The sequence below is a fragment of the Pseudomonas sp. P179 genome (genome assembly GCF_000478485.2).
GTDB classification, from domain to species: Bacteria; Pseudomonadota; Gammaproteobacteria; order Pseudomonadales; family Pseudomonadaceae; genus Pseudomonas; species Pseudomonas aeruginosa.
This window is the reverse complement of the sequence record NZ_KI517354.1, coordinates 3,181,401-3,208,268: the sequence shown is the minus strand read 5'-3', so window position 1 is coordinate 3,208,268 and position 26,868 is coordinate 3,181,401. Positions and strand designations below refer to the sequence as shown.

General features: G+C 68.0%; 27 protein-coding genes. 15 read left to right on the top strand and 12 right to left on the bottom strand.

Annotation, left to right across the window (positions count from 1 at the left end; genetic code table 11):
* Positions 1-40: 40 nt before the first annotated feature.
* The 4 genes from trkA to def are packed head-to-tail and all read right to left on the bottom strand — an operon-like array spanning position 41 to position 4,248.
* A complete protein-coding gene (trkA, locus tag HMPREF1224_RS27340; protein ID WP_003107053.1) occupies positions 41-1,414 on the bottom strand; it encodes a Trk system potassium transporter TrkA in 1,374 nt (457 codons plus the stop codon).
* A gap of 27 nt (positions 1,415-1,441) precedes the next feature.
* Entirely contained in the window at positions 1,442-2,746 is a 1,305-nt protein-coding gene (rsmB, locus tag HMPREF1224_RS27335; protein ID WP_003458403.1) for a 16S rRNA (cytosine(967)-C(5))-methyltransferase RsmB, read from the bottom strand.
* The gene (fmt, locus tag HMPREF1224_RS27330) at positions 2,743-3,687 is read right to left on the bottom strand and encodes a methionyl-tRNA formyltransferase (protein ID WP_010793609.1); all 945 of its coding nucleotides are present in this window, start codon (positions 3,685-3,687) and stop codon (positions 2,743-2,745) included. Before fmt ends, rsmB begins: the two co-directional genes overlap by 4 nt.
* Before the next feature lie 54 nt (positions 3,688-3,741).
* A complete protein-coding gene (gene def, locus HMPREF1224_RS27325) occupies positions 3,742-4,248 on the bottom strand; it encodes a peptide deformylase (RefSeq protein ID WP_003107059.1) in 507 nt (168 codons plus the stop codon).
* Positions 4,249-4,386: 138 nt separating this feature from the next.
* Here def and HMPREF1224_RS27320 point away from each other — a divergent pair, with 138 nt between their 5' ends.
* From HMPREF1224_RS27320 to HMPREF1224_RS27310, 3 genes are all read left to right on the top strand, one after another.
* Positions 4,387-5,412 (top strand): LysM peptidoglycan-binding domain-containing protein, encoded by a 1,026-nt coding sequence (locus tag HMPREF1224_RS27320; protein WP_003097294.1) that lies wholly within the window; start codon positions 4,387-4,389, stop codon positions 5,410-5,412.
* A gap of 134 nt (positions 5,413-5,546) precedes the next feature.
* Positions 5,547-6,635 (top strand): DNA-processing protein DprA, encoded by a 1,089-nt coding sequence (dprA, locus tag HMPREF1224_RS27315; protein ID WP_003123764.1) that lies wholly within the window; start codon positions 5,547-5,549, stop codon positions 6,633-6,635.
* Between the two features lie 40 nt (positions 6,636-6,675).
* Positions 6,676-7,233 carry an L-threonylcarbamoyladenylate synthase type 1 TsaC gene (locus HMPREF1224_RS27310; protein ID WP_003097300.1) on the top strand — a complete coding sequence of 186 codons (558 nt, stop codon included), beginning with the start codon at positions 6,676-6,678 and terminating at the stop codon, positions 7,231-7,233.
* A gap of 9 nt (positions 7,234-7,242) precedes the next feature.
* Here the strand turns inward: HMPREF1224_RS27310 and HMPREF1224_RS27305 are convergent, their stop codons facing one another.
* Positions 7,243-8,220, bottom strand: coding sequence for an NADPH:quinone reductase (locus tag HMPREF1224_RS27305; RefSeq protein ID WP_003111202.1), 978 nt, complete (start codon positions 8,218-8,220; stop codon positions 7,243-7,245).
* Positions 8,221-8,410: 190 nt separating this feature from the next.
* Between HMPREF1224_RS27305 and hemF the strand changes: the two genes are divergently transcribed.
* The 5 genes from hemF to HMPREF1224_RS0112250 all read left to right on the top strand — a co-directional run bounded on the left by hemF (position 8,411) and on the right by HMPREF1224_RS0112250 (position 13,173).
* A complete protein-coding gene (hemF, locus tag HMPREF1224_RS27300; RefSeq protein WP_003097311.1) occupies positions 8,411-9,328 on the top strand; it encodes an oxygen-dependent coproporphyrinogen oxidase in 918 nt (305 codons plus the stop codon).
* Positions 9,329-9,385: 57 nt separating this feature from the next.
* Positions 9,386-10,210: a shikimate dehydrogenase gene (gene aroE / locus HMPREF1224_RS27295; protein WP_003111201.1), complete on the top strand. Its 825-nt coding sequence runs from the start codon at positions 9,386-9,388 to the stop codon at positions 10,208-10,210.
* Positions 10,211-10,320: 110 nt separating this feature from the next.
* Positions 10,321-11,307, top strand: a complete 987-nt coding sequence (locus HMPREF1224_RS27290) for a phospholipase C (protein WP_003111200.1) — start codon at positions 10,321-10,323, stop codon at positions 11,305-11,307.
* Positions 11,288-12,574: a peptidylprolyl isomerase gene (locus HMPREF1224_RS27285; RefSeq protein ID WP_003114640.1), complete on the top strand. Its 1,287-nt coding sequence runs from the start codon at positions 11,288-11,290 to the stop codon at positions 12,572-12,574. Before HMPREF1224_RS27290 ends, HMPREF1224_RS27285 begins: the two co-directional genes overlap by 20 nt.
* Positions 12,571-13,173, top strand: coding sequence for a hypothetical protein (locus tag HMPREF1224_RS0112250; RefSeq protein WP_014602328.1), 603 nt, complete (start codon positions 12,571-12,573; stop codon positions 13,171-13,173). The genes HMPREF1224_RS27285 and HMPREF1224_RS0112250 overlap by 4 nt, the downstream gene beginning before the upstream one ends.
* Positions 13,174-13,176: 3 nt before the next feature.
* Here the strand turns inward: HMPREF1224_RS0112250 and HMPREF1224_RS27280 are convergent, their stop codons facing one another.
* Genes HMPREF1224_RS27280 through betC form a run of 3 tightly spaced genes read right to left on the bottom strand, consistent with a single transcriptional unit; the run spans position 13,177 to position 17,186 of the window.
* Positions 13,177-14,730, bottom strand: a complete 1,554-nt coding sequence (locus tag HMPREF1224_RS27280; protein WP_010793607.1) for a SulP family inorganic anion transporter — start codon at positions 14,728-14,730, stop codon at positions 13,177-13,179.
* Between the two features lie 4 nt (positions 14,731-14,734).
* Complete coding sequence (locus HMPREF1224_RS27275; protein WP_003115797.1) at positions 14,735-15,658, bottom strand: choline ABC transporter substrate-binding protein; 924 nt, start codon at positions 15,656-15,658, stop codon at positions 14,735-14,737.
* Between the two features lie 16 nt (positions 15,659-15,674).
* On the bottom strand, positions 15,675-17,186 hold the full coding sequence (gene betC, locus HMPREF1224_RS27270; protein ID WP_003097323.1) for a choline-sulfatase: 1,512 nt from the start codon (positions 17,184-17,186) through the stop codon (positions 15,675-15,677).
* Between the two features lie 112 nt (positions 17,187-17,298).
* Here betC and HMPREF1224_RS27265 point away from each other — a divergent pair, with 112 nt between their 5' ends.
* Together HMPREF1224_RS27265 and HMPREF1224_RS27260 are read left to right on the top strand one after the other, a co-directional pair.
* On the top strand, positions 17,299-18,213 hold the full coding sequence (locus HMPREF1224_RS27265) for a choline sulfate utilization transcriptional regulator (protein ID WP_016561462.1): 915 nt from the start codon (positions 17,299-17,301) through the stop codon (positions 18,211-18,213).
* A 10-nt stretch (positions 18,214-18,223) separates the two neighbouring features.
* Positions 18,224-18,601, top strand: a complete 378-nt coding sequence (locus HMPREF1224_RS27260; RefSeq protein ID WP_003114635.1) for a DOPA 4,5-dioxygenase family protein — start codon at positions 18,224-18,226, stop codon at positions 18,599-18,601.
* Here the strand turns inward: HMPREF1224_RS27260 and HMPREF1224_RS27255 are convergent.
* The 4 genes from HMPREF1224_RS27255 to trpB form a co-directional block, all read right to left on the bottom strand.
* Positions 18,580-18,945, bottom strand: a complete 366-nt coding sequence (locus tag HMPREF1224_RS27255) for an Hpt domain-containing protein (RefSeq protein WP_003097330.1) — start codon at positions 18,943-18,945, stop codon at positions 18,580-18,582. The two genes, HMPREF1224_RS27260 and HMPREF1224_RS27255, sit on opposite strands and share 22 nt — an antisense overlap.
* A gap of 7 nt (positions 18,946-18,952) precedes the next feature.
* Positions 18,953-19,576, bottom strand: a complete 624-nt coding sequence (locus tag HMPREF1224_RS27250; protein WP_003111192.1) for a response regulator transcription factor — start codon at positions 19,574-19,576, stop codon at positions 18,953-18,955.
* Positions 19,577-19,761: 185 nt separating this feature from the next.
* On the bottom strand, positions 19,762-20,568 hold the full coding sequence (trpA, locus tag HMPREF1224_RS27245; RefSeq protein WP_003115801.1) for a tryptophan synthase subunit alpha: 807 nt from the start codon (positions 20,566-20,568) through the stop codon (positions 19,762-19,764).
* Positions 20,565-21,773, bottom strand: a complete 1,209-nt coding sequence (gene trpB / locus HMPREF1224_RS27240; protein WP_003097340.1) for a tryptophan synthase subunit beta — start codon at positions 21,771-21,773, stop codon at positions 20,565-20,567. The genes trpA and trpB overlap by 4 nt, the downstream gene beginning before the upstream one ends.
* A gap of 103 nt (positions 21,774-21,876) precedes the next feature.
* Here trpB and trpI point away from each other — a divergent pair, with 103 nt between their 5' ends.
* The 5 genes from trpI to HMPREF1224_RS45405 form a co-directional block, all read left to right on the top strand.
* A complete protein-coding gene (trpI, locus tag HMPREF1224_RS27235; protein ID WP_003114633.1) occupies positions 21,877-22,764 on the top strand; it encodes a trpBA operon transcriptional activator TrpI in 888 nt (295 codons plus the stop codon).
* A gap of 100 nt (positions 22,765-22,864) precedes the next feature.
* Complete coding sequence (locus HMPREF1224_RS27230; RefSeq protein ID WP_003097345.1) at positions 22,865-23,080, top strand: dodecin; 216 nt, start codon at positions 22,865-22,867, stop codon at positions 23,078-23,080.
* Positions 23,081-23,263: 183 nt separating this feature from the next.
* Positions 23,264-23,491, top strand: a complete 228-nt coding sequence (locus HMPREF1224_RS27225; protein ID WP_003097347.1) for a DUF1161 domain-containing protein — start codon at positions 23,264-23,266, stop codon at positions 23,489-23,491.
* Positions 23,492-23,787: 296 nt separating this feature from the next.
* Entirely contained in the window at positions 23,788-25,476 is a 1,689-nt protein-coding gene (gene tpsB2, locus HMPREF1224_RS27220) for a two-partner secretion system transporter TpsB2 (protein WP_010793605.1), read from the top strand.
* Between the two features lie 112 nt (positions 25,477-25,588).
* The coding region (locus HMPREF1224_RS45405) for a filamentous hemagglutinin N-terminal domain-containing protein (protein ID WP_010793604.1) at positions 25,589-26,868 on the top strand (1,280 nt) is incomplete at its 3' end.

Here is a 26,868-nt window from a genome sequence, read left to right as displayed (position 1 = left end):
GTAGGCCGAAGCCCTATCGCCGTTCGCGATAGGGCGTGCCTCAGAAGAACGTCAGGCCGGCCTGGAACAGTCGCTCGACGTCTCGGATGTATTTCTTGTCGACCAGGAACAGCAGCACGTGGTCGCCGCTCTCGATGCGGGTGTCGCCATGGGCGATCAGCACTTCCTCGTCGCGCACCAGCGCGCCGATGGTGGTGCCCGGCGGCAGCTTGATCTCGTTGATCGAGCGACCGATCACCTTGCTCGACTTGGCGTCGCCATGGGCTACCACTTCGATCGCTTCGGCTGCGCCGCGGCGCAGCGAGTGTACGCTCTCGATGTCGCCGCGGCGAACGTGGGCCAGCAGGGTGCCGATGGTCGCCAGTTGCGGGCTGATGGCGATGTCGATCTCGCCGCCTTGCACCAGGTCGACATAGGCCGGGTTGTTGATCAGGGTCATCACTTTGCTCGCGCCGAGCCGCTTGGCCAGCAGCGAGGACATGATGTTGGCCTCGTCGTCGTTGGTCAGGGCGAGGAACACGTCGGTCTCGCCGATGTTTTCCTCCAGCAGCAGGTCGCGGTCGGAAGCGCTGCCGTTGAGCACGATGGTGCTGTCCAGGGTATCCGAGAGGTGCCGGCAGCGCAGCGGGCTGCGCTCGATGATCTTTACCTGGTAGCGGCTCTCGATGGCCTCGGCCAGGCGCTCGCCGACATTGCCGCCGCCGGCGATGATGATCCGCTTGTAGCTGTCGTCGAGCCTGCGCATCTCGCCCATTACCGCGCGGATATGGGCCTTGGCGGCGATGAAGAAGACTTCGTCGTCGGCCTCGATCACCGTGTCGCCCTGGGGAATGATCGGCCGGTTGCGGCGGTAGATCGCGGCGACGCGGGTATCTACGTTCGGCATGTGCTCGCGCAGCTGGCGCAGCTCCTGCCCTACCAGAGGGCCGCCGTAGTAGGCCTTGATCCCGACCAGTTGCGCCTTGCCCTCGGCGAAGTCGATGACTTGCAGCGCGCCGGGGTGTTCGATCAGGCGCTTGATGTAGTTGGTGACCACCTGCTCCGGGCTGATCAGCACGTCCACCGGGATCGCCTCGTTGTCGAACAGCCCGGTACGGGTCAGGTAGGCCGGCTCGCGGACGCGGGCGATCTTGGTCGGGGTGTTGAACAGGGTGTAGGCGACCTGGCAGGCGACCATGTTGGTCTCGTCGCTATTGGTCACCGCCACCAGCATGTCGGCGTCGTCGGCGCCGGCCTGGCGCAGCACCGTGGGGAACGAGGCCTTGCCTTGCACGGTGCGGATGTCGAGGCGGTCGCCGAGGTCGCGCAGGCGGTCGCCGTCGGTGTCGACCACGGTGATGTCGTTGGCTTCGCTGGCCAGGTGCTCGGCCAGTGTGCCGCCGACCTGGCCGGCACCGAGGATGATGATTTTCATGGCAGGAAACGGCTCGTCAGGTTTCGATCAACGGGCGGATATCTTGATCAGCTTGGCATAGTAGAAGCCATCGTGGCCCTCCACCTGCGGCAGCAACTGGCGGCCGTGGGGCTGTTTCATGCCCCAGGGGCCGGGAAGGTCCAGTTCGCGGGCGCCGGGCGTGCGGGCGAGGAAGGCGGCGATGCTGTCGCTGTTTTCCGCCGGCATCACCGAACAGGTGGCGTAGAGCAGTACGCCACCGACTTCCAGGGTAGGCCACAGCGCGTCGAGCAATTCACCCTGCAGGTGCGCCAGGGCGGCGATGTCTTCCGGCTTGCGCGCCAGCTTGATGTCCGGGTGGCGGCGGATCACCCCGGTGGCCGAGCACGGCGCGTCGAGGAGGATGCGCTGGAACGGCTTGCCGTCCCACCACTCCCCGGTGGCCCTGGCGTCGGCGGCGACCAGGCTGGCTTGCAGGCCGAGCCGCTGGAGGTTTTCCCGGACCCTTACCAGGCGGCTCTCCTCGAGGTCGACGGCGACCACTTCGGCCAGTTCCGGCTGGGTTTCCAGCAGGTGGCAGGTCTTGCCGCCAGGCGCACAGCAGGCGTCGAGGACACGCTGGCCGGGCGCGCTTTCGAGCAGCTCGGCGGCCAGTTGCGCGGCTTCGTCCTGGACGCTGACGCGGCCCTCCGCGAAGCCCGGTAGTTCGCGCACGTCGCGCGGCGCGGCGAGCTGGATGCCGTCGCGGCTGTAGTCGCAGGCGCGGGCCTCGATTCCGGCTTCGGCGAGTTCGGCCAGGTAGGCATCGCGCTCGCCGCGGCGCCGATTGACCCGCAAGGTCATCGGCGGGTGTGCGTTGTTCGCTGCGCAGAGCGCGTCGAGCTGCTCCGGCCAGGCCTGCTTGAGCGCTTTCAGCAGCCAGCGCGGATGTCCCAGGCGCGCTGAGGGATCGCGGTCGACCTCGGCCAGCAGCGTCTCGCCTTCGCGCTGCGCGCGGCGCAGCACGGCGTTGAGCACGCCCTTGGCCCAGCCCTTCTTCAGCTTGTCGGCGCAGCCGACGGTCTCGCCGATCGCGGCGTGCGGCGGAATCCGCGTGTAGAGCAACTGGTAGAGGCCGATCAGCAGCAGGGCGTGGATATCGGTGTCGGCGGCCTTGAACGGCTTCTGCAACAGGCGCGCGGCCAGAGCCTGCAGGCGCGGTTGCCAGCGCGCCGCGCCGAAGGCCAGCTCCTGGGTCAGGCCGCGATCGCGCGGGGCGACCTTGTCCAGTTGCGGCGGCAACGCGCCAGACAGCGAGGCGCGTCCGGCGAGCACCGCGGCCAGCGCCTGGCAGGCGGCGAGACGCGGGTTCATTGGCCGAGCACCTGGCCGGCGGCGAATTGCTCGCGGCGGCTGTTGTAGAGGTCGGCGAAGGCCAGTGGCTTGCCGCCCGGCACTTGCAGGCGGGTCAGGCGCAGGGCGCCTTCGCCGCAGGCGACCAGCAGGCCGTCGCGGCTGGCCTCGAGGATGGTTCCGGGCGCCCCGCTGCCCTGCCCCAGGCTGGCGCCGAGGACTTTCAGCGGAGCATCGGCGAGGCTGGTGTGGCAGACCGGCCAGGGGGTGAAGGCGCGGACCTGGCGCTCCAGTTCGACGGCCGGACGGCTCCAGTCGAGGCGTGCCTCGTCCTTGTTCAGCTTGTGCGCGTAGGTGGCCAGGGCGTCGTCCTGGATCTCGCCATGCAGGGTGCCGGCGGCCAGGCCGGCGATGGCTTCGACCACCGCTTTCGGGCCGAGCGCGGCGAGCCGGTCGTGCAGGCTGCCGCCGGTGTCCGCGGCGGAAATCGGCGTGCTCACCTTGAGCAGCATCGGGCCGGTGTCGAGCCCTGCTTCCATCTGCATCACGGTGACGCCGCTCTCCGCGTCGCCGGCTTCCACCGCGCGCTGGATCGGCGCGGCGCCGCGCCAGCGCGGCAGCAGCGAGGCGTGGCTGTTGATGCAGCCCAGGCGCGGGATATCGAGTACCGCCTGGGGCAGGATCAGGCCATAGGCGACCACCACCATCAGGTCCGCGCGCAGGGCCGCCAGCTCCGCCTGGGCCTCGGCATTACGCAGGCTCTGCGGCTGCATGACCGGCAGGCCATGCTCCAGGGCCAGGCTCTTCACCGCGCTGGGCATCAGTTTCTGCCCGCGGCCGGCCGGCCGGTCAGGCTGGGTGTAGACGGCGACGATCCGATGTGGGGTGTCGAGCAGGGCCTTGAGATGCTCGGCGGCGAATTCCGGGGTTCCGGCGAAGACGATGCGCAATGCTTGGCTCATGCGGGGCTCGCTAAAAGAAAAAGGCTTGCCGGGGCAAGCCTTTGGGGGATGGGGTCACGCCTGCTGTCGATGCTGCTTTTCCAGCTTCTTGCGGATGCGGTCGCGCTTGAGGGTGGACAGGTAGTCGACGAACAGCTTGCCGTTGAGGTGGTCGCATTCGTGCTGGATGCATACCGCCAGCAGGCCTTCGGCGACTTCCTCGAAGGGGTTGCCATCGCGGTCGAGGGCCTTGATCCGGACCTTCTGCGGTCGGTCCACGTTCTCGTAGAAGCCGGGTACCGACAGGCAGCCTTCCTGGTACTGGTCCATATCCTCGGTCAGCGGTTCGAACTCGGGGTTGATGAATACCCTCGGCTCGGACTTGTCTTCGCTGAGGTCCATGACCACGATGCGCTTGTGCACGTTCACCTGGGTCGCGGCGAGGCCGATGCCCGGGGCTTCGTACATGGTTTCGAACATGTCGTCGATCAGCTGGCGCACCGCGTCGTCGACCACCTCCACCGGTTTGGCGATGGTCCGCAGGCGCGGATCGGGGAATTCGAGAATGTTCAGGATGGCCATATGCGTTTGTGATGCACTTGTGGAATCGATTGAAAATCCGCTGCTAAGATGGCGCGCAGCTTGAAAACGGCTTCAGACCGCGATTCTCGCGGGCTTCGGGCGTTTCGCGTATGTCGACATGATAAAGGGATTCACTGCATGAGGAAATCACTAGTCGCCCTTCTGCTCCTTGCCGCGAGCGGTCTGGCGCAGGCCCAGGTCGACCTCAGGGAAGGGCATCCGGACCGCTACACGGTGGTCAGGGGCGATACCCTGTGGGACATCTCGGGGAAATTCCTCCGCCAGCCATGGAAGTGGCCGGAACTCTGGCACGCCAACCCGCAGATCCAGAATCCCCACCTGATCTACCCCGGCGACACACTCAGCCTGGTCTACGTCGATGGCCAGCCGCGCCTGGTGCTGAACCGTGGCGAATCGCGCGGGACCATCAAGCTGTCGCCGAAGATCCGCAGCACGCCGATCGCCGAGGCCATCCCGACCATCCCGCTGGACAAGATCAACAGCTTCCTGCTGGCCAACCGCATCGTCGATGACGAGAAGACCTTCACCAGTGCGCCGTACATCGTCGCCGGCAACGCCGAGCGGATCGTCAGCGGCACCGGCGACCGCATCTATGCCCGCGGCAAGTTCGCCGACGGCCAGCCGGCCTATGGCATCTTCCGCCAGGGCAAGGTCTACATCGATCCGAAGACCAAGGAAGTCCTCGGCATCAACGCCGACGACATCGGCGGCGGCGAGGTGGTGGCCACCGAAGGCGACGTCGCGACCCTGGCGCTGACCCGCACCACCCAGGAAGTGCGCCTGGGCGACCGCCTGTTCCCCACCGAGGAGCGTGCGGTGAATTCCACCTTCATGCCCGGCGAGCCGAGCCGCGAGGTGAAGGGCGAAATCATCGACGTACCGCGCGGCGTGACCCAGATCGGCCAGTTCGACGTGGTCACCCTGAACCGTGGCCAGCGCGACGGGCTGGCCGAGGGCAACGTGCTGGCGATCTACAAGGTCGGCGAGACGGTGCGCGACCGCGTTACCGGTGAGTCGGTGAAGATTCCCGACGAACGCGCCGGCCTGCTGATGGTGTTCCGTACCTACAAGAAGCTGAGCTACGCCCTGGTTCTGATGGCCAGCAGGCCGCTCTCGGTAACCGACAGGGTGCAGAATCCCTGACTCGAAACCCCCGCCTCGGCGGGGGTTTCGCGTTTCTGGGGGAAGGAAATTTCATACGACGGTTTCCAGGATGGAAGCCGGACCCTTCCCCTCTTCCTGTCAGCGATGGACCTGCCTGCTATGGATGAGTCGCGATGAAGAACCATTCTCCAGCCGAACTGGAAGCACGGCTGCGCCTGCATGGCCTGCCCGAACTGGGACCCATGCGCTTCCTGCGCTTGATCGAGGCCTTCGGTTCGGCCTCTTCCGCGCTTGCCGCGCCAGCCGGCGCCTGGCGCACCCTGGGAGTGCCTGCCGAGGCCGCCGCCGCGCGGCGCAGCCCGGCGGTGCGGGAAGCGGCGGGTGAAGCCCTGCGCTGGCTGGAAGGTCCGCGCAGGCACCTGCTGATGTGGGACGACCCGGGATACCCGGCACTGCTCGCCGAAGTCGCCGATGCCCCGCCGCTGCTGTACGTCGAAGGCGCTCCGGAGACTCTGGAACGGCCGCAACTGGCGATGGTCGGCAGCCGCCGCGCCAGCCCCGCCGGGCTGGGCACCGCCCGGAGCTTTGCGCGCAGCCTGGCGCAGGGCGGCTTCGCCATCACCAGCGGGCTGGCCCTGGGCATCGATGGCGCCGCCCACGAGGGCGCGCTGGAGGCTGGCGGCGCGACCGTGGCAGTCCTCGGCACCGGCCTGCGCAGGCTCTATCCGCGGCGCCACGAAGCGCTGGCGCGGCGCATCGTCGAGGGTGGCGGCGCGCTGGTTTCGGAGCTGCCGCTGGACAGCCCGCCGCTGCCGGCAAACTTTCCCCGGCGCAACCGCATCATCAGCGGACTCTCGCTGGGTGTGCTGGTGGTCGAGGCAAGTCCCGCCAGCGGCTCGCTGATCACCGCGCGGCTGGCGGCGGAACAGGGGCGCGAGGTGTACGCCATTCCGGGTTCCATCCACCATCCCGGCGCACGTGGCTGCCACCAACTGATTCGCGATGGCGCGCTGCTGGTGGAAAGCGTCGGGCACGTGCTCGAAGCACTGCGCGGCTGGGCGCAGGCGGAGCCAGCGGAAGCGCCGGCGCAGCCCCTGCCCCACCCTTTGCTGGCGCTGCTGCGCGCCGCGCCCTACACCAGCGAAGGCCTGGCCGCCGCCAGCGGCATGACGCTGCCCGATGTGCTGGCGACGCTCAGCGAACTGGAACTCGACGGCCGGGTCGCCTGCGAGGCCGGCACCTGGGTGCATCGCTCCGGCTGAAACCGTACACTTCGCGCACCCTGTCCGCTGGAGTGAGTCGATGATCAGCAGCTTTCGTGCGCAATGCGCCGCCCGGGTCGTCCGCGAGGGCGGCGTGATCGCCTATCCCACCGAGGCGGTATGGGGGCTCGGCTGCGACCCGTGGAACGAGGATGCGGTGTATCGCCTGCTGGCGCTGAAGGCGCGGCCGGTGGAAAAGGGCCTGATCGTGGTGGCGGCGAACATCCACCAGCTCGACTTCCTTCTCGAAGACCTGCCGGACGTCTGGCTGGACCGCCTGGCCGGTACCTGGCCGGGGCCGAACACCTGGCTGGTGCCGCACCAGGAGCGCCTGCCGGAGTGGGTCACCGGCGTCCACGACAGCGTCGCCGTGCGGGTCACCGACCATCCCCTGGTACAGGAACTGTGCCATCTCACCGGTCCGCTGATCTCCACCTCGGCCAATCCGGCCGGGCGCCCGGCGGCGCGCACGCGGCTGCGGGTGGAGCAATACTTCCACGACGAGCTGGACGCTATCCTCGGCGGCGCCCTTGGCGGGCGCCGCAACCCCAGCCTGATCCGCGACCTGGTGACCGGACAGGTCATCCGCCCGGCCTGAGTACGCGCTTCAGGGCAACAGTACGGTCGAGCCGGTGGTTCGCCGTGCGGCCAGTTCGGTATGCGCCCTGGCTGCTTCGGCCAGGGCGAAGCGCTGGTTGATCTCGATGCGGATGTCGCCGCGCTCGATCAGGCCGAACAGCTCGTCGGCCATCGCCTGGAGTTTTTCCGGGGTATCGGCGTAGCTGCCCAGGGTCGGCCGGGTCACGTACAGCGAACCCTTCTGCGAGAGGATGCCCAGGTTGACCCCGGTCACCGGCCCCGAGGCGTTGCCGAAGCTGACCAGCAAGCCGCGCGGCGCCACGCAGTCCAGCGAGGTTTCCCAGGTATCCTTGCCCACCGAGTCGTAGACCACCGGGCACTTCTTCCCGTCGGTCAGTTCGAGCACCCGCCGCGCCACGTTCTCATGGCTATAGTCGATGGTCTCCCAGGCACCGTGCTGCCTGGCCAGGCGCGCCTTTTCCGGCGAGCTGACGGTGCCGATCAGCTGCACTCCAAGGGCCTTGGCCCATTGGCAGGCGAACAGGCCCACGCCGCCCGCGGCGGCATGGAAGAGAATGGTTTCGCCGCCCCGCAGTTCGTAGGTCTGGCGCAGCAGGTATTGGGTGGTGAGCCCCTTGAGCATCACCGCGGCGGCCTGTTCGAAGTCGATGCCGTCGGGCAGGTGGACCAGCTTCTCCTCCGCCAGCACATGCAGTTCGCTGTAGGCGCCCAGCGGGCCGGTGGCGTAGGCGACGCGGTCGCCGACCTTGAAACGGGTCACTTCGCTGCCCACCGCCTCGACCTCGCCGGCACCTTCGCTACCCAGTCCCGAGGGTAAGCCGGGGGCCGGATAGAGGCCGCTGCGGTAGTAGGTGTCGATGAAGTTCAGGCCAATGGCGCGATTGCGCACGCGGACTTCCCGGGGGCCCGGCTCGGCGGGTTGGTAGTCGCGGTATTCGAGGACTTCGGGGCCGCCGTAGGCAGCGAACTGGATGCGCTTGGCCATGCTGGAACTCCTGCTTCGTCAGGGTTTCGGACGGTCGCGCCGGGTGGGCGACCCTGGGTAAAGGCCTTCATCCAAGCCTTCCCCTTGACGGCCGTCAAGCGCCGGCTACCCATCCAGGGTGGTATGCTTGCGCCCTCGTTTCGTCGCCAGCCCGCGCCCCGCGCGGCCTCCCCGCTCCAAGGTGAACTCCGTGACCGACCGTATCGCCGCTGTCAAAACCTACCTGCTCGACCTGCAAGACCGCATCTGCGCCGCCCTCGAGGCGGAGGACGGCAAGGCCCGCTTCGCCGAGGACGCCTGGGAGCGTCCGGCCGGTGGCGGCGGACGGACGCGGGTAATCGGCGACGGCGCATTGATCGAGAAGGGCGGGGTGAATTTTTCCCACGTCTTCGGCGATAGCCTGCCGCCCTCGGCCAGCGCCCATCGGCCGGAACTGGCCGGGCGCGGTTTCCAGGCGCTCGGCGTGTCGCTGGTGATCCATCCGGAAAACCCCCACGTGCCGACTTCCCATGCCAACGTGCGTTTCTTCTGCGCCGAGAAGGAAGGCGAGGAGCCGGTCTGGTGGTTCGGCGGCGGCTTCGATCTGACCCCCTACTACGCCCACGAGGAAGACTGCGTGCATTGGCACCGGGTCGCTCGCGACGCCTGCGCGCCGTTCGGCGCGGACGTCTACCCGCGCTACAAGGAATGGTGCGACCGCTACTTCCACCTCAAGCACCGCAACGAGCCGCGCGGCATCGGCGGCCTGTTCTTCGACGACCTCAACCAGTGGGACTTCGACACCTGCTTCGCCTTCATCCGCGCCATCGGCGATGCCTATATCGACGCCTACCTGCCGATCGTCCAGCGCCGCAAGCACACGCCGTTCGATGAACGGCAGCGAGAGTTCCAGGCCTATCGTCGCGGTCGCTATGTGGAGTTCAACCTGGTCTTCGATCGTGGCACCCTGTTCGGCCTGCAGTCCGGCGGCCGTACCGAATCGATCCTGATGTCGTTGCCGCCGCAGGTGCGCTGGGGCTATGACTGGAAACCCGAGCCGGGCAGCGAGGAAGCGCGCCTGACCGAGTATTTCCTCGCCGACCGCGATTGGCTCGCCGGCCAGCCCTGACCCGCCCGCAGGGGACGAGTCCGCTCGTCCCGTCCCACTCCGGCAAAGGAACGACCCATGGACCGCTATTGCGTATTCGGCAACCCCATCGGCCACAGCAAGTCGCCGCTGATCCACCGCCTGTTCGCCGAGCAGACCGGCGAGGCGCTGGTCTATGACGCGCAACTGGCGCCGCTGGACGATTTCCCCGGGTTCGCCCGGCGCTTCTTCGAGCAGGGCAAGGGCGCCAATGTCACCGTGCCGTTCAAGGAAGAGGCCTATCGTCTGGTGGACGAGTTGAGCGAGCGGGCCACCCGGGCCGGGGCGGTGAACACCCTGATCCGCCTCGCCGACGGTCGCCTGCGCGGCGACAACACCGACGGCGCCGGCCTGCTGCGGGACCTGACGGCGAACGCCGGGGTCGAGCTGCGCGGCAAGCGGGTTCTCCTGCTCGGCGCCGGCGGTGCGGTGCGTGGGGTGCTCGAACCCTTCCTCGGCGAGTGCCCGGCGGAGTTGCTGATCGCCAACCGCACGGCGCGGAAGGCCGTGGACCTGGCCGAGCGGTTCGCCGACCTCGGCGCGGTGCACGGCTGCGGTTTCGCCGAGGTCGAAGGGCCTTTCGACCTGATCGTCAACGGCACCTCGGCCAGTCTTGCCGGCGACGTGCCGCCGCTGGCGCAGAGCGTGATCGAGCCCGGCCGTACCGTCTGCTACGACATGATGTATGCCAAGGAACCGACTGCCTTCAACCGCTGGGCCGCCGAACGCGGTGCGGCGCGTACCCTGGATGGCCTGGGCATGCTGGTGGAGCAGGCCGCCGAGGCATTCTTCCTCTGGCGCGGCGTGCGTCCTGCCTCGGCGCCAGTGTTGGAGACGCTGCGCCGACAGTTGGCAACTGTCTGAGTTGTCAGGCGGCATTTGAGACGTACGTCTCAAATTGGCTTCCATCTGACATGTAGGAATCACAAAACCGGGTTAAGACTTCAGGCTTCACTCACTCTCGAGCGCTGCCGATGAAAACCTTCGCCCGCCTGGCCGCCGGTCTCTGCATCTGCGCCATCGCCAGCCAGGCCAACGCCTGGTCGCAACCGACCCACAAGAACATCGTCAAGGATGCCCTGGCCTTCATGAACTCCTCCTACGCCACCGAGGAGATGCGCCAGGCCTACCGGTTCTACGTGAGCGCCGCCGGCAGCGAGGCGCAGGCCGGGGAGATCCTCGGCCAGGCGGCCTTCGACGTGGACGACTTCAAGGACACCCGTCTCGGTGGCTGGTGGGTCGGCTACGAACACGCGCCGCTGTGGGGCGCGGCTTCGGGCATCGTCAACTACACCTCGTACTGGCACTTCCTCAACCTGGCCCGGGACGGCGACTCCCATGGCAACCCCCACGGCGGCTACGACTACCGCTACCACAAGGTCGACGGCGGCATCGCCGACGTCGACTGGTACGCCATGGTCTACCTCTACAACCGCGAGCTGAAGCGCGAGGACTTCGACACCACCGAGGCGCACTACCGCCAGGGCACCCGCTCGGACTGGCAGGAGCACTACGGCGACTTCCAGACCGCCGCCTTCCAGCCGATCGATAACCTCGCCACCTACTGGTTCGAGCAGTTCCGCGCCGCGCCTTCGCTGCAGACCATCGGCTATGCCCTGCATGCCACCGGCGACGTGGCCCAGCCGCACCATGTGTGGATCACCTCGGCCAACGGCCATTCCAGCTGGGAAGGCTGGGTCGACGACCACTACGCCAGCGAGAAGCTCAACGACCCGGCGGCGGTGGCCAACCTGGTGGGGCGCTACGACCCGAGCAAGAGCATCCGCGACCTGCTCACCCAGACCGGCCAGGTCGCCTACGCGCGCCCCGAGCCGCTCTACGACACCAGCTACGAGACGCGCCTGCGGGTGGCGAAGGAGCTGATTCCCGAGTCCATCGCCCTGACCGTCACCGTACTGACCAAGGGCGCCAACAGCTTCGATGCACCGACTGCTCTCTGATCGCGCCCGGGGCTGGCGTCGCGCACTGTGCGGGATCGTCCTCGGGCTGCTGGCGTGGAGCGCCCATGGCGTCCCCGCCAAGGCGCCGCAGGATCTGCGGATCGACGGCGAGGTGCTGCCGGGGAGAAGCATCGACTTGCTCGAGCAGGCCCTGTCGCGGGTCAAGTTCAACACCGACCCGCAGCAGTTGCGCCGTGGCCTGGTGGAAAACCGCCTGCTGGCGCGCGCGGTGGAAGACCAGCTCACCGCGCAGAGCCGCGCCGATCTCGACGCCAGCGTGGAGATCGAGGCCGGCAACCTGCTCGAACAGGTATACGGCAGGCGCTACCGCGAGGACCTCGGGCCATACCTGCGCCAGCCCCGGGCCCTGAGCGCGGAGCGTTTGCGCGAGGTGCTGGCGCCGAGGAGCCGCGGCCTGGTGGAAAACAGCCTGCTGCTGGACGAGACGCAGCGCCGCGAGGCGGCCGGGGTCGAGCTGATCGGCTGGCAGTTTCCCGGCCAGCCGGCACAGGTCCTCGACCTGCTATCGCTGTACGAAGGCGACAACGTCCAGGGCCAGGTGGAATTGCAACAGGGCAACCTCGCTTACCTGGCGCGCCAGGTCCAGACCCGCATCCGCCGCGACTACCTCTGGTACCGCCTGGCCCGGGACGGCTTCGGCCCGGCAGAGCGGCAGGGCGTGAGGACCCTGGTGCGGGACAAGCTGGTGCGCCATCGCTATCTGCACCAGATCGGCCTCTACAGTGATTTCCACCATGAGTCCGATGCGCTGCGGGAACTCGCCGGCAAGGTCAGCGACAAGGACGCCGAGGCCTACTATCGGCGCAACCTGGAGCGTTACCGCAACGTCGCGCAGGTGCAGGCGGCGCATATCCGCCTGGCCGACCAGGCGAGCGCGGACAAGGTCTACGCCGAGTTGCGCGGCGGCCTGGCCTTCGACGAGGCGGTACGCCGCTATTCCCTGGCCGACGACAGGGACCGCGACCCGCCCGGCGACCTAGGCCTGATACGGCCCCAGGACGGCCGGCTCGACCTGCTGCGCAAGACTGCGCTGATCCAGAAGGCCGATACGGTTTCCCAGCCGATGCGCATCGACGGCGCGTTCGAGATCGTCCGGGTGCGTAGCCGCGAGGATCGCCAGTTGCCCCTCGACGACCGCAGCGTGCGCTTCGAGGTGAACCAGGCGGTGGCGCGCGAGCAACTGGCAGCGCAGTTCGAGACGCGCCTGCGCAACCTGCTGGCCGGCGCCAGGGTGGAAGGCCTGTGAAGCGCTGGCTCGGCGTTGCCCTCGGCTGCAGCGGGCTGGCGATCGCCCTGGCCTGCGCCGGCGTGTTGCTGGCGCCTGCCGATATGGCCGCTTCCTCGTCTTCTCCGTCGCCAGCCAGGACGGTTGCGGCACTGCCCGCGGTCGACGACCGTCCGCCGCCGCCGGCGCCGGTGCGATCGCAAGCGGCAGCACCGGCGTACGAGGCGGAGCCTCCGGCGGCGGAACTGGATCGCGAGCAGGCGATCCAGTTCATGCAGATGCTGCGCGACGAGGGCGACCCGCGCAGCCCGCCGCTCGGCGGCCTGCAACCACGCCAGGGCGCGACGGCGCAGGAGCTGGCCGATCCGAAGCAGTACCAGGCCTTCGAGGAACGACAGACCCGCGAACTGGTACAGGCCTACACCAGCGGCGTACAGCAGATACCGGAAATCCGCGCGCGGATCGAGGCGGCCGAACAGGGTGGCGAGCGCAGCGCCGAGGAAATCGACGAGGCTCGCGCCGCCCTTGGACAGTTGGAGATGATGCGCGACAAGCTGCAGCGGGAATCGCCGCAACTGCTGCCCGGCGACAGCGCACCGACATCGCCGGCGGCGCCCTGAGCGTCAGCCTTCGTAGTGCAGGCGGCAGCCTTCGTCGGCCTGCCGGCCCAGCGCTTCGCGGACCTGCGGGCGGGCGTGGCGCAATACCAGGCGGCGGCCCTCGGCGTGCAGGCGGCGGGCTTCCTGCTGCAACAGCACTGCGCCGGCGAAGTCGATGAAGTTCACCTGGCGGGCGTCCAGCACCAGCCGTGGCCTGTCGCATTGGCGCATGAGGCGTTGCAGGTAGTCGCAGGCGCCGAAGAAGATCGAGCCTTCGATGCGCAGCACTTCTTCCTCGTCGTTGTGCTGGCGCAGTACGCGTGGTGTCGAGGTGCGCCGCAGGTAGAAGACCAGCGACGCCAGCACTCCCGCGTAGATGGCGTTCTGCAGCGGCAACAGCAGCGTGGCCAGGGCGGTTAGGCCGGCCACCAGGCATTCGGCGCGGCCGCTGCGGTAGAGCGCGCGGAGCGCTGGGCGGTCGATCAGGCCCCAGGCGATCAGCAGGATGCCTGCGGCCATCGCCGGCAACGGCACATGCTCGATCAGGCGCGCACCGAGCACGGCCAGCAGTGCCACCCAGAGCGCCGAAAACGCACCCGCCAGCGGGGAGCGCGCACCGGCTTCCAGATTCAGCCCGGAGCGGGTGAAGGAGCCCGCCGACAGGCTCGCCGACAGCCAAGGCCCGAGCAGGTTCGACAGGCCCTGGGCGCGGACCTCCTGGTTGGCATCGAACGCGTCTCCCTGGCGCGCGGCCAGGGCGCGGGCGATCGATAGGCTGGTGACCAGCCCGAGCATGCCGCAGGCCACCGCCGCAGGTAGCAGGTCGAGGATCGATCGGGAATCGAAGACCAGCGGATTCCAGCCCGGCAGTGCGCTCGATAAGGCCTGCACATGGGCTACCGAGGCGAAGGTCCCGGGTAGCGCCCAGACCAGCGTGGCACCGCCCAGCAAGCCAAGCAGCAGGGCCGGCCAGCGCGGTCGCAGGCGCCTGACCAGCAGGCTGAGCGCGAAGCTGAAGCCGCCCACCAGCAGCGATGGGCCATCGAACTCGGCGAACCGCGCCAGCAGCCGCCAGCCGTTTCCCGGCGCTGCGCCCTCCCCGCTCGCGGCCAGGCCGAGAAGATAGGGCAGTTGGCCGAGGACGATCAGCAGCGCCGCGCCAAGGGTGAAGCCGAGCATCACCGAATGCGAGACGAAATTGACCAGCGACCCGACGCGCAGGACGCCGAGCAGCCACTGGAAGGCGCCGGCGAGAAAGGTCAGCAGCAGCACGGCCTGGACGTATTGCGGGCTGCCCAGCGGCGCCAGCGGGGCCACCGAACTGAACAGCAGCACCGAGATCGCCGCGGTGGGACCGCTCACCAGGTGGCGCGACGAGCCCCACAGGCAGGCGATCGCCACTGGCAGCATCGCCGCGTACAGGCCGTACTCCGCTGGCAGGCCGGCGATCAGCGCATAGGCCATCGATTGCGGCAGTGCCAGGATTGCGCCATTCAGGCCGACCCAGGCCTCGCGCCCGAGCATGCCCCGGTGCAGCCCCGGTAGCCAGGCGAGGAACGGCAGCAAGCGCGTCCACATGGCGCTATGGCTGGCCGCGAACCGCGGCCAGGGCGTCGCCGCCGTCGCGGCTGGTCACCCCTTGCAGCCAGGCCTCGAGCACCCGCGGGTTGGCCTTGAGCCAGGCGCGGGTCGCCGAGGCCGGAGTCGCCGTGCCTTCCAGCGCGTCGCTCATCAGGCGGTTCTCCATGTCCAGGTCGAAGCGCAGGTTGGCCAGCAGCCGCGCCGGGTTCGGGCACTGCGCGGCGTAGCCCTTGCGTGCCAGGGTGTAGACCTGGCCGCGGTCGCCGAAGTACTGCTCGCCGCCTTCCAGGTAGCGCAGGTCATGGCGGATGTTCATCGGGTGCGGCGTCCAGCCGAGGAACACCAGCCAGCGCTGGCGCTTCTCGGCCCGGCCGAGTTCGGCGAGCATCGCCTGCTCGCTGGACTCCACCAGCTTCCAGTCGCCGAGGCCGAACTGGTTGGCGTCGATCATCTTCTGGATCGACTGATTGGCCGGCGCGCCGGAGCCGATCCCGTACAGCTTGCGGTTGAAGCGTTGCCCTTGCGCGGCGAGGTCCTCGAAGCGGTGTACGCCGGCGTCCCAGACGTAGCGCGGCACCGCCAGGGTGAAGCGGGTGCCGTCGAGGTTGCGACCGAGGCGTTCGACCTGGCCGCTGGCGACGAACTTGTCGTGATAGTCCTGGTGCGCGGGCATCCAGCCGCCGAGGAAGGCGTCCACCTGGCCGTCGCGCAGGCCGCCATAGATGATCGGCACCGACAGGGTATCGATCTTCACCTGGTAGCCGAGGCTTTCCAGGAGAAACGCGGCGGTGGCGTTGGTCACCGCGATATCGCTCCAGCCTGGATCGGCCAGCCTGACGCGGGCACAGGCGGGGTCTTCGGCGTATAGCGAGGCGCTGCCCAGGAACAGGGTTGCGGCCAGCAGGCAGGTGGGAAGCCGGTTCATGGAGGTGCCCTCGTGCTCAGGGTTGCGGGAAGCGCGCGCGGCGCTCGAGATCGTCCAGGTCGATATGGTTGCGCATGTACTGCTGGCTGGCATCGACCCACGGCTGGTGGTCCCAGCTGGCCAGCCGTCCTCGCGCCAGCGCGGCGGCCACCAGGCGTCGGCGGCGCTGGCTGTCGAGTACGGCGCGGGTGATCGCGGGGATGTCCCAGCGTCGCCGGGCCTCGTCGAGGAACGCCTCGAACGTTCCGCGATGGGCCGGACTGGCGGCGAGGTTCTCGCGCTCCTGCGGGTCGTTGCGCAGGTCGTAGAGCAGGCAGGGGTCCTGCTCGGAGTAGATGAACTTGTAGTCGCCGCGGCGGATCATCATCAGCGGGCTGAGGGTGCCCTCGGCGGTGTATTCGCCGATCACCTCGTCATGCCCGCTGCCATCGCGCAGGTGCGGCAGCAGCGAGCGGCCTTCCAGCGGCAGGCGTGGATCGACCTGGCCGCCGGCCAGCTCCACCAGGGTCGGCAGCAGGTCCACGGTGGATACCGAAGCGCCGATGCGGCGCGGCGCGAAGCGCGCCGGCGCATGGACCAGCAGCGGCACGCGCGCGGCCATCTCGAACCAGTGCATCTTGTACCAGAGGCCGCGCTCGCCGAGCATGTCGCCATGGTCGCCGGAGAACACCACGATGGTGTCGTCGGCCAGCCCGCATTCCTCCAGGGTCGCCAGCAGCGCACCGATCTGCGCGTCGACGTAGCTGCAGGCGCCGAAGTAGGCACGCCGGGCGGCGCGGATGCGCTCCTCGGGCAACGGCTTGTCCCACAGGTCGATGACCTTCAGCAGGCGTTGCGAATGAGGGTCCTGCTCCTCCTGGGCGAAGCGCTGGCGCGGCAGCGGGATGTCCTCGTCGCGGTAGAGATTCCAGTAGCTCGCCGGGATGCTGTAGGGGTCGTGCGGATGGGTCATCGACACGGTCAGGCAGAATGGCTGGCCGGCGTGCTGGCGAACATGGTCGTAGAGGTACTGGCGGGCCTTGAACACCACCTCCTCGTCGAAGTCCAGCTGGTTGGTGCGCACGCAGGGACCGGCCTGCAAAACCGAGGACATGTTGTGGTACCAGCTCGGGCGCACCTCCGGCTCGTCCCAGTTCACCGCCCAGCCATAGTCCGCCGGATAGATGTCGCTGGTCAGGCGTTCCTCGTAGCCGTGCAACTGGTCGGGACCGCAGAAGTGCATCTTGCCCGACAACGCCGTGCGATAGCCGAGGTTGCGCAGGTAGTGGGCGTAGGTGGGGGTATCGGCGGCGAAGTCGGCGGCGTTGTCCCAGGCGCCGATGCGGGTAGGCAAGCGACCGCTGACCAGGGTGAAGCGCGACGGCGCGCAGAGCGGGCTGTTGCAGTACGCCGAGTCGAACACCACGGCCCGTTCGGCGAGGCGCGAGAGGTGAGGCATGCGCAGCACCGAGCGCGGATCGTGAAGCGGCAGCAGCGGCGCGGCCATCTGGTCGGCCATGATGAACAGGATGTTCGGCGAGGTCTTCATCGGGCGGCTTATCCCATGCGATTGGGTTATGCGATAGTGCTGCGTCGATCATCAGTGCATCGAAATCCCTGGTAAACCGCATGGGGCTGGATGCGTTGGATAAGCCTGGCTTATGGGAGAACGCCTCATGCCGCTGTCCCTCGACCTGCTCCGGGTATTCGAGTCCGCCGCCCGCCAGCTCAGCTTCACCGCTGCCGCCGAGGAGCTGGGGACCACTCAGCCTGCGGTCAGCCAGCAGATCAAACGCCTGGAGAAGGAGCTGGCGACCCCTCTGTTCCAGCGCGTCCATCGAGGCATCGTGCTCACCGACGCCGGCCAGCTCCTGCTCCGCCACGTGGCCGCCGGCCTCGAGACGATCGATGCCGGCATCGCCGCGCTGGGCGCGCGCCAGCGCCACGAGGTGCTCCAGGTGGCCACCGACTACGCCTTCGCCGCCTACTGGCTGATGCCGCGCCTTCCGCGCTTCCACCAGGCCCATCCGCATCTGGACGTGAGCCTGGTGACCAGCGAGCGCGGCCTGGCCGGCCAGCGCGGCGATATCGACGTGGCGATCCTGTTCGGCGACGGTCGTTCCAAGCACGGCGAAGCGCACCGGCTGTTTCGCGAGGAGGTGTTCCCGGTCTGTAGCCCGCGCCTGGTCGAGGGATTGCAGTTGCCGCTGGCCAAGGTGCACCTGGCGCGCCTGCCGATGCTGCATCTGAAGCCGGCGCAGCACGCCCGCTGGTTCGACTGGCCGGCGTTGTTCGAAGCGTTGGCCATCGATCGGCAGCCGATTCCGGCGGTGCTCAGCTTCGACAACTACACCTTGCTGATCCAGGCGGCCATCGCCGGCCAGGGCGTGGCCATCGGCTGGCGCCACCTGGTCGACGGCCTGCTCGAACAGGGGCTGCTTTGCCGGCCCATTGGCGAGAGCTGCCTGTCGCGATACGGGTACTATGCGGTATTGCCGGAGCGCAAGCGGCGCCAGCGGCTGGTCGACGGTTTCGTCGACTGGCTGCAGGCCGAGTTGCAGGCCGGCGGCGCTTGAAGAGTTGACGATGAACGAGTATTCCACCCCCCGCATCCAGGGCTTCCATGCTCACGTCTATTTCGATGCGCAGAGCATCGAGCGAGCCCGCGCCCTTTGCGAAGAGGCGGCGCGGCGCTTTCCGCTGAAGATGGGGCGGGTCCATGAGCGGCCGGTAGGGCCGCATCCGGACTGGAGCTGCCAGCTGGCATTCGCTCCCGAGGTGTTCGGCGAGCTGGTGCCCTGGCTGGCCATCCATCGGCAGGACCTGGTGGTGTTCATCCACCCGGTCACCGGCAACGATCTGCTCGACCATCGCGACCGAGCCATCTGGATGGGAGCCATTCGCCCGCTGGACCTGTCGATCCTGGACGAAGGCCCGCAACGCTATGACTTCGCCGTGCCTTGAGGCGCGGTCATCGTCATCCAGTCGTGCAGTTCGCATTGCAGCTCGCCCAGTGCCGTCACCAGGTCGTCGACGGCATCGGCGAGCTTGCGCACGGAGCTTTCGCCGCAGGCGATCTCCAGTTGGTGGCAGGCGCGTTCCACGGCGTGGGCGTGGATCAGCGAGGCCATGCCCGCCAGGCGGTGCGCCAGCTCGTTGAGTTCCTGGGTCTGCTCGCGCTCCTGGGCGCGCCGCAGCTTGCGGGTGTCTTCGTTGTTGCTGGTCATCAGCTGCGCGACGAGCAGGCGGCTGATCTCCGGTTGGTTGGCGCGGTCGCCCAGGGCGGCGGTCAGGTCGAACGTTCGCATGGGATCCTCAGATCAGCTCGTGGCGGCGGGCGAAATCGATCAGGCCGGCCAGGGAATGGGCGTTGAGTTTCAGCATGATGCGTGACTTGTAGGTGCTCACGGTTTTCTCGCTGAGGAACAGCTGCTGGGCGATGGCCTTGTTGGTATTGCCGTTGGCCAGGTACTGCAGCACGGTCATCTCGCGGTCGGAAAGGCTTTCCAGCATGCGGGCCTCGTTGTCGCGGCTCTGCTGGTTGATGCTGCGCAACGCCCCGGTGGGGAAGTGGATGTAGCCGGCCAGCACGGCCTTGGCGGCGAGCAGCAGCTCGGAGAGGTTTTCCCTTTTGCTGACGAAGCCCATGGCGCCGGCCTGCAGGCAGCGCGGGGCGAACTGCGCCGGATTCTGCCGGGTCAGGACCAGGACCTTGGTGTCCAGCTTCAGGGACTTCAGGCGGGCTATCACTTCGAGACCGTCGATCTTGGGGATGCCGATGTCCAGGATGGCCAGGTCGGGAGACTTCTTGCGGGCTACCTGCAGGGCTTCGGCACCGTTGTCGGCCTCGCCGACGATGGTGAAACCGTCGCGCTCGAACAGCAAGCGCACGGCCAGGCGGATAGCGGGATGATCATCGACGATCAGCACCTTACTCATGCGAACCTTCTTTGAATGCGTTGGCTATTTGGGTGAGGCGCTATTCAAGGCTTCGGCAGAGTCGGCGGACAATAAGACGTTTCTGAAAGTGACCGTGAATTTTTCCTCACGGTTCTGGCAGCGTGCAACGCAAGGCCAGGCGCAGCGGGTTGCCTGCGCCTGGCGAATGCCGCTGTCAGGGTCTGTCAGCGTGCGTTGCGCACGCCTTCGGCCAGCTCGCCGCACAGGGCGAGGACATCCTTGACCGCCTGGGCATTGTCGCGGGCCTTGGCGATCCGGTCGATCAGCGCCGAGCCGACCACCACGCCGTCGGCCAACCGCGCGACCGCGGCGGCGTGTTCGGCGCTGCGGATGCCGAAGCCGATACCGATCGGCAGGTCGGTATGCCGGCGCAGGCGCGCCACCGCTTCCTCGACGTGTTCCAGGGTCGCCGCGTTGGCGCCGGTGACGCCGGCCACCGACACGTAGTAGACGAACCCGGAACTGCCTTCTAGCACCGTCGGCAGGCGCTGGTCGCCGGTGGTCGGGGTGGTCAGGCGGATGAAGTCGATGCCGGCGGCCTGGGCCGGGTGGCAGAGGTCTTCGTTGTGCTCCGGCGGCAGGTCGACCACGATCAGGCCGTCCACCCCCACCTCCTTCGCCTCGGCGATGAAGCGTTCGACGCCGTAGTGGTGGATCGGGTTGAAGTAGCCCATCAGCACCAGGGGCGTCTCGCTGTCGCCGCTGCGGAATTCGCGGACCATCTGCAACGTCCTGGCCAGGGTCTGGCCGCCGTCGAGGGCGCGGATGTTGGCCAACTGGATGGCCGGGCCGTCCGCCATCGGATCGGTGAACGGCATGCCCAGTTCGATCACGTCGGCTCCGGCCGCCGGCAGGCCTTTGAGGATTTCCAGGGAAGACGCGTAGTCCGGGTCGCCGGCGGTGACGAAGGTCACCAGGGCGGCGCGGTTTTCCTGCTTGAGCTGGGCGAAGCGGGTCTGCAGGCGGCTCATGCTTTCGACTCCTGTTGCATGTGGTGCATGACGGTCTGCATGTCCTTGTCGCCGCGACCGGACAGGTTCACCACCATGATGTGCTCCTTGGGCAGGCTGGGCGCACGCTTGAAGACCTCGGCCAGGGCATGGGAGCTTTCCAGTGCCGGGATGATGCCTTCGAGGCGGCAGCAGGTGTGGAAGGCCTCCAGGGCTTCGTCGTCGGTGATCGAGGTGTACTCGACGCGGCCGGTGTCGTGCAGCCAGGCGTGTTCCGGGCCGATGCCGGGATAGTCGAGGCCGGCGGAGATGGAGTGTGCGTCGATGATCTGGCCATCCGCGTCCTGCAGCAGGAAGGTGCGGTTGCCGTGCAGCACGCCGGGAACCCCGCCGTTCAGGCTGGCCGCGTGCTTGCCGGTGTCGATGCCGTGGCCGGCGGCTTCCACGCCGACGATCTGCACCCCGGCGTCGTCGAGGAACGGGTGGAACAGGCCCATGGCGTTGGAGCCGCCGCCGATGCAGGCGACCAGCGAATCGGGCAGGCGCCCTTCCTTCTCGGCCAGTTGCTCGCGGGTTTCCTTGCCGATCACCGCCTGGAAGTCGCGGACCATCGCCGGGTACGGATGCGGGCCGGCGACCGTGCCGATCAGGTAGAAGGTGCTGTCGACGTTGGTCACCCAGTCGCGCAGCGCCTCGTTCATGGCGTCCTTCAGGGTACCGGTGCCGGCGGTCACCGGGATCACCTCGGCGCCCAGCAGCTTCATGCGGAAGACGTTGGCCTGCTGCCGGTCGATGTCGGTGGTGCCCATGTAGATCACGCACTGCAGGCCGAAACGCGCGGCGACAGTGGCGGTGGCCACGCCGTGCATGCCGGCGCCGGTCTCGGCGATGATGCGTTTCTTGCCCATGCGCCGGGCCAGGAGGATCTGGCCGATGCAGTTGTTGATCTTGTGCGCGCCGGTATGGTTCAGCTCCTCGCGCTTGAGGTAGATCTTCGCCCCGCCGCAGTGCTCGGTCAGGCGCTCGGCGAAGTACAGCGGGCTCGGCCGACCGACGTAGTCGCGCTGGAAGTAGGCCAGTTCCTCCTGGAACGCCGGGTCGTCCTTGGCCTTCTCGTACTCGCGGGCGAGGTCGAGGATCAGCGGCATCAGGGTCTCGGCGACGTACTGGCCGCCGAAGCGACCGAACAGGCCCTTGGCGTCGGGGCCGTTGCGATAGGAAGTCATGGAGGGCTCCAGGAAATGACGTATGGGCAGAATCTAATCCCCCCGCCGGGTAAAAGAAACCGATAAGATTGCTCAAACCTGTCAGGAAAACTCACGAATAGCCATGAGCCGCGACCTCCCTTCCCTGAATGCCCTGCGCGCTTTCGAAGCCGCTGCCCGGTTGCACAGCATCAGCCTGGCGGCTGAGGAACTGCACGTTACCCATGGCGCCGTGAGCCGGCAGGTGCGGTTGCTCGAGGACGATCTCGGGGTGGCCCTGTTCGGCAAGGATGGACGCGGCGTAAAACTCACCGATTCCGGCGTTCGCCTGCGTGACGCCTGCGGCGATGCGTTCGAGCGACTGCGTGGCGTCTGTGCCGAGCTGCGCCGGCAGACCGCCGAGGCCCCGTTCGTCCTCGGCGTACCCGGCAGCCTGCTGGCGCGCTGGTTCATCCCGCGGCTGGACCAGCTCAACCGTGCCCTCCCCGACCTGCGCCTGCAACTGTCCACCAGCGAGGGCGAGTTCGATCCGCGTCGTCCCGGCCTGGACGCCATGCTCTGGTTCGCCGAGCCGCCCTGGCCGGCGGACATGCAGGTCTTCGAACTGGCGCCCGAGCGCATGGGCCCGGTGGTCAGCCCGCGCCTGGCGCAGGAAACCGGCCTGGCCCAGGCGCCCGCCGCGCGGCTGTTGCAGGAGCCGCTGCTGCATACCGCCTCGCGACCCCAGGCCTGGCCGGCCTGGGCCGCGAGCCAGGGGCTGGCGGCGGAGGCGCTGCGCTATGGCCAGGGGTTCGAGCATCTCTACTACCTGCTGGAAGCGGCGGTGGCGGGCCTCGGCGTGGCCATCGCCCCGGAGCCGCTGGTCCGCGACGATCTCGCCGCGGGCCGCCTGGCGGCGCCCTGGGGCTTCATCGAGACCGATGCGCGCCTGGCCCTGTGGGTACCGGCACGCCTCCACGATCCGCGTGCCGGGCGCCTGGCGCAATGGTTGCGGGAGCAGTTGGCAGGCTGAGCGCTGGCGATTTGCTGCACTTTTCCGGCTCGGCTAGTGTCCATTGAACAGAGGCGCCCGTCGGGCGCGAAGAACCAGGCATCGTCCGGGGAGAGAGTTCATGTCCAATCACCACACCTACAAGAAGATCGAACTGGTCGGCTCGTCCAAGACCAGCATCGAGGACGCCATCAACAACGCCCTCGCCGAAGCGGCGAAGAGCATCCAGCATCTGGAATGGTTCGAGGTGGTGGATACCCGCGGGCACATCGAGAACGGCGCCGTCGGCCATTACCAGGTGACCCTGAAAGTAGGGTTCCGTATCGCCAATAGCTGATGGCACCCTGGAAACCTGTCCACGATCGCCTGCGCCCTGGAAAGGCCGCCGTGTCTTTCCGCTTCGCCGGATCATGCACAGGCTATGAGGGCGGCGTGCCTCCATGGGCGGCGCGCTCGTCTCAACCTTGCCGCATTTGGCAAGCCTGACCCGTTCGGGTCTTCATCCATGCAACGAGGGAATGTGTTCATGAAGAAGTTGATGTTGGCAGTCGGCCTGTTTGCCGTGGCGGGCAGCGCATTCGCCGCCAAGCCCTGTGAGGAACTGAAAGCCGAGATCGATGCGAAGATCAAGGCCAACGGCGTTCCTGCCTACACCCTGGAAATCGTCGACAAGGGCAGCGTCACCGACAAGAAGGTAGTCGGCACCTGCGACGGCGGCACCAAGGAAATCGTCTACCAGCGCGGCTGATGCAGCGCCTGCGACGAGCAGTATCCGGGGCCGGCTTTCCCATGGGAGCCGGCCCTTTCTTTTTGCCGCGATGAGTACCCTGCCAACGATGGGTCTTGTTGCAGCTCGTCGAGAAAGCGTGCCATCTAACGGATTAATCCCAAAGTCTGTGTTAGGTTTTTCGGCACGCCCAGATGGCCTTGTGCCTTACTTCCGGATTGTCCGACTCATGGAAGACGGATTTCGGAATATTCCTGCTTACCCGCTGTAGCCGCTGGGCCAACATCGCGCCTTTCTGTATTTCAAGGAATGAAATCGTGGCTCTCCATCGCCTGGCCTTTATCTTCCTGTGCCTGCCGCTCATGGCCAGCGCCGCCCCCTTCACCTCCCCCGGCGACCGCGACCTGATCCGCGACCGCCAGCAGCGCCTGCTGGACGAACAGCGCAAGCGCCTGGAGGAACTCCAGCAACTGCCCGGCAAGGGAGCGCCCGCCGCTGCGGATGCCTCCGGCGACGACGAGCGCTGCTTCGAGATCCGCCGCATCGAGCTGGAAGGCGCCGGGCACCTCGACGAAAGCGCGCGTCGCCAACTGCTGGCGCCCTACCAGGGGCGCTGCCTGGGCGTCGGCCAGCTCAATGCGCTGCTCAAGGCCGTCACCGACCATTACCTGGATCGCGGCTACGTCACCACCCGTGCCTACCTGCCACAGCAGGACCTGGCCTCCGGGACCCTGCGCATCATCGTCGTCGAAGGCCGCCTGGAGGGCCTGGACAGCTCCGCGCTGGCCAGCCCGCGCGAACTGGCGATGAGCTTTCCGGGCAGGACCGGCGAGTTGCTCGACCTGCGCGAACTGGAGCAACTGGTCGACCAGTTGAGTCGCCTGCCGTCGCGCCAGGCGCAACTGGAGCTGGTGCCCGGCAGCGAGGTCGGCGGCAGCCGAGTGCGTCTCAAGGGCGAGCGCGACAAGCCCTGGCGGGTCTCCGCCACGCGCAACAACGACGGCGACGTCAGTACCGGCGAGCAGCAGATGGGCCTGGGCCTGGACTGGGACAGCCCGCTGGGCCTGGCCGACCAGCTCAACCTGCGCGCCAACCGCGACGCGGTGACCGACCGCTGGCGCCATTCCGACAGCCAGAGCCTGTTCTACAGCCTGCCCTGGGGCTGGTGGACCTTCACCTACGGCTACAGCCAGAGCGACTACCGCACGCGCAACGAGGCCAGCGGCTTCCCCTTCAAGCTCGATGGCGACAGCCGCAGCCACCAGTTCCGCGCCGAACGCGTGCTGCACCGCGACGGCGTGAGCAAGACCGCCATGAGCCTGGGGCTCAGCCACCAGCGCACCAACAACTATGTCGAAGACACCCGCCTGGAAGACCAGAGCACGCGGATCACCGAGACCCAGCTCGGCTTCAACCATGGCCGGCGGATCGGCAGCGGCTTCGTCAACCTCGACCTCGGCTGGCAGCAGGGCATCGGCGCCCTTGGCGCGCAGGGTCGCGGCCACCCGCACGCGGGCGATCCGCATGCGCGCTACGACAAGTACAGCCTGACCCTCAGCTACCTGCAGCCGTTCCAGCTATGGGGCGAGCGCTTCAGCTTCGACAGCCTGGCCACCGGGCAAAGGAGCGAGGACGTGCTGTTCAGCCCGCAGCGCATCAGCCTCGGCGGCAACAGCTCGGTGCGCGGCTTCAAGGACCAGACCCTGACCGGCGACAGCGGCGGCTACTGGCGCAACCAGTTGCGCTGGCGGCGCGCGGTGGAGTGGGCGCCGCTGCGGCCCTGGCTGCAGGAATACGGCGTGGCCTTCGCCTACGACGTCGGCGTGATCCGCCACGACCGCTACAACGACGGCGCCAGCGGGCGCATGAGCGGCAACGCCATCGAACTGGATGCCCGCGGCCGCTATTTCGCCGCCAGCGTCGGCTTCGCCCGCTCGCTGGAGCGGCCCAGCGCCATCGAGCGGCGCGAGCACCCGATCTATTTCCGGGTCGACGCGTTCTTCTGAAGACGCGGCGACCTCCTGAACGCTTTAGGAAAGCGCCTACCTGCATCGAGGCCCTTTCCTTGGAAAACCTTGCTTAACCTCGCCGGGCCCCTACCCGCCAAGGAGTAACGATATGGACATCCGCAGCCCGCTGAACCAGTGCATCGCCCTGTCCCTGGCCGGCATCCTGTTCCTCAACCCGATCGTCGCCGCGGCGGCGGGGCTGGCGCTGGACAAGGCCGCCGGCGGCAACACCGGCCTGGGCCAGGCGGGCAACGGCGTGCCCGTCGTCAATATCGCCACGCCCAACGGCGCCGGGCTGTCGAACAACCATTTCCGCGACTACAACGTCGGCGCCAACGGGCTGATCCTCAACAACGCCACCGGCAAGACCCAGGGTACCCAGCTCGGCGGGATCATCCTCGGCAACCCCAACCTCAAGGGCCAGGCGGCGCAGGTGATCCTCAACCAGGTCACCGGCGGCAACCGCAGCACCCTGGCCGGCTACACCGAGGTGGCCGGGCAGCCGGCGCGGGTGATCGTCGCCAACCCGCACGGCATCACCTGCCAGGGCTGCGGCTTCATCAACACGCCGCGCGCGACCCTCACCACCGGCAAGCCGATCATGGACGGCCAGCGCCTGGAGCGCTTCCAGGTGGACGGCGGCGACATCGTCGTCGAAGGCGCCGAACTGAACGTCGGCAACCTCGAACAGTTCGACCTGATCACCCGCAGCGCCAAGCTCAACGCCAAGCTCTACGCGAAGAACCTCAACATCGTCACCGGCCGCAACGACGTCCAGGCCGACAGCCTGCAGGCCACGCCGCGCGCCGCCGATGGCAGCGAGAAGCCACAGCTGGCGATCGACAGCTCGGCGCTGGGCGGGATGTACGCCGGGGCGATCCGCCTGGTCGGCACCGAGCAGGGCGTGGGGGTGAAGCTGGCCGGCGACATGGCCGCCAGCGGCGGCGACATCCGCATCGACGCCAGCGGCAAGCTGAGCCTGGCCCAGGCCTCCAGCCAGGGCGACCTGAAGATCGCGGCCCAGGCCGTGGAGCTGAACGGCAAGACCTACGCCGGCGGCAGCGCCGAGATTCGCAGCGTGGAGGAACTGGTCAACCGGCAGAGCCTGGCGGCGCGCGAACGCATCGCGCTGGAGGCGGCGCATATCGACAACGCCGGGGTGATCGAAGCCGGCGTCGAGCCAGACGAGCGACGCAACGCGCGCGGCGACCTCGAGCTGCGCAGCGGCACCCTGCGCAACGCCGGCAGCCTGGTGGCCAGCCGCGCGCTGGAAGCGAAGGCGAGCCAGGCGCTGGACAACCAGGGCGGCAGCCTGAAGGGGGCGACCGTCCGGGTCGACGCCGGGCACCTGGACAACCGTGGCGGCAAGCTGCTCGCCGAGGGCGAACT